We start from the raw sequence: 2,027 nt of genomic DNA, 5'->3' as shown, positions 1-2,027 counted from the left end.
AATCGCTCATGTGTCTTCTCCAGTCTGGTCAGCCGTCAGCGGGCTGCCGTCCTTGCGGGTGAATGTGAACTCGCCGCCTGCGAATTTCACCATCATGTCCAAATCGCTGTAAAAGCCGGTCTCACTCGGGGTGCGGGTACCCACCACCAGGAACGCGGCAGGCTTGTCCGAGCGGTTCACCAGGTGGTGGCCGTTCTCATCGCCCGCAGCAAAGGCTGCGCAGTCGCCCGGCAGCATCTCATGCGCGCCCTGATCGTCGATCAGGGTGCAGGTGCCCTCGGTCACCATCACGAACTCGTCCTGCTCCATGTGGTAATGGCGCAGGGATGAGGCCGCACCCGGCTCCAGCCGCACGATGTTGACCCCGTACTGGGTCAGCCCGCCGGGGTCGCCCAGCGGCTGCACGCTGCGGCCCGCGCAGGCGTCGGCCAGCTTGCCAGGATAGCCCGACCCGGTGCGCCAGGTCAGTTGAGAAAGGTCCAGCTTCGGCATCAGACGCGCTCGATGATGGTTGCTGCACCCATGCCCGATGCAATGCACAGCGTGGCGAGGCCGCATTCCTTGTCCTGCCGTTCCAGCTCATCCAGCAGCGTGCCAATGATGATCGCCCCGGTGGCGCCCAGCGGGTGGCCCATGGCGATGGAGCCGCCATTCACGTTTACCAGCTCCGGATCCACGTCAAACGCCTGCTGGAACCGCAGCACGACCGAAGCAAAGGCCTCGTTCACCTCAAAGAGATCCAGATCACTGATCTTCATGCCGTTGTCGGCCAGGATCTTCTCGGTCACCGGCACCGGGCCGGTCAGCATGATGGTCGGATCGGTGCCGATCTTGGCAGTCGCCTTGATCCGCGCCCTCGGTTTCAGCCCGTGCTTCTCGCCGAATTCCTTGTTGCCGATCAGTAGTGCCGCGGCGCCGTCCACGATGCCAGAGGAGTTGCCCGCGTGGTGGATATGATTGATCCGCTCCAGATGCGGGTATTTCATCATCGCCACCTTGTCGAAGCCGGGCATCTGCTCGCCCATCATCTGAAAGGCCGGGTTCAGGGATCCCAGCGCCTGCATGTCGGTGCCGGGGCGCATGTATTCGTCATGATCCAGGATCGGAATGCCGTTCTGGTCGCGCACGGTAATCACCGATTTGTCAAACCGCCCATCGTCCCAGGCCTCTTTGGCGCGGCGCTGGGATTCCATCGCCAACGCGTCGGCCTGTTCGCGGGTGAAGCCGTATTCGGTGGCGATGATATCCGCCGAAATACCTTGAGGCACAAAATAGCTGTCCATCGCCAGGCTGGGATCCACGGCAATTGCCGCGCCATCGCTGCCCATGGCGACACGACCCATCATTTCCACACCACCGGCGATGTAGGCATCGCCTGCGCCGCCCTTGACCTGGTTGGCGGCCAGGTTGACGGCCTCCATGCCGCTGGCGCAGAACCGGTTGATCGCCAGACCCGGAATGCGTTCATCCAGATCCGACGCCAGCACGGCCGAGCGCGCCAGACAGCCACCCTGTTCCATAACTTGGGTGACATTGCCCCAGATCACGTCTTCGACCGCATGGCCGGTCAGATTGTTGCGTTCCTTGACCGCGTTCAGGGTCAGGGCCGAGAGCCGCAGGGAGGTCACCTCGTGTAGGGAGCCATCCTTGCGGCCTTTGCCGCGGGGGGTACGCAGGGCGTCATAGATATAAGCTTCGGTCATGATGCTCTCCTCAGGAACGGTCCGACGGGTTGCCGGGCATCAGGTCATAGGGGTGTTTCCAGCCAGGTTGGTCGCTGATGCGGGTCAGCCAGGCGTCGATATGTGGCCAGTCGGCGCGGTCAAAGCCAAAGGGTTCTGGATAATACAGATAGCCACAACAGCTAAGATCGGCATTGGTGATCCCGTCGCCCACGATCCAGTCGCGCCCCTCCAGATGGGTGTTGAGCGTGGTATAGGCGGCTTTGAGCCGGCCCTGATTGAAAGCGATCACATTGGGGTCGCGGTGCTGTTCGGGCAAAAAGTTCATCAGGAAGCGTGTCAGCC

Annotated in this window: 3 protein-coding genes; all 3 read right to left on the bottom strand. The window is 62.3% G+C overall.

The features are described from left to right. Positions 1-6: 6 nt before the first annotated feature. Entirely contained in the window at positions 7-492 is a 486-nt protein-coding gene (locus A2I95_RS33775) for a cupin domain-containing protein (RefSeq protein ID WP_291736843.1), read from the bottom strand. After that, entirely contained in the window at positions 492-1,703 is a 1,212-nt protein-coding gene (locus A2I95_RS33770; protein ID WP_291736841.1) for an acetyl-CoA C-acetyltransferase, read from the bottom strand. Before A2I95_RS33770 ends, A2I95_RS33775 begins: the two co-directional genes overlap by 1 nt. 10 nt (positions 1,704-1,713) lie before the next feature. Then, a partial coding sequence (locus A2I95_RS33765) for a glutathione binding-like protein (protein ID WP_291736839.1) occupies positions 1,714-2,027 on the bottom strand: 314 nt, incomplete at its 5' end.

This window comes from Leisingera sp. F5 (genome assembly GCF_001593695.1).
The sequence above is the reverse complement of the archived record's forward strand: the minus strand, read 5'-3'. Positions and strand labels throughout refer to the sequence as shown.

Coding starts and splice junctions, on each gene's coding strand:
- A2I95_RS33775 (WP_291736843.1), bottom strand. CDS start 492: ATGCCGAAGCTGGACCTTTCTCAACTGACCTGGCGCACCGGGTCGGGC.
- A2I95_RS33770 (WP_291736841.1), bottom strand. CDS start 1,703: ATGACCGAAGCTTATATCTATGACGCCCTGCGTACCCCCCGCGGCAAA.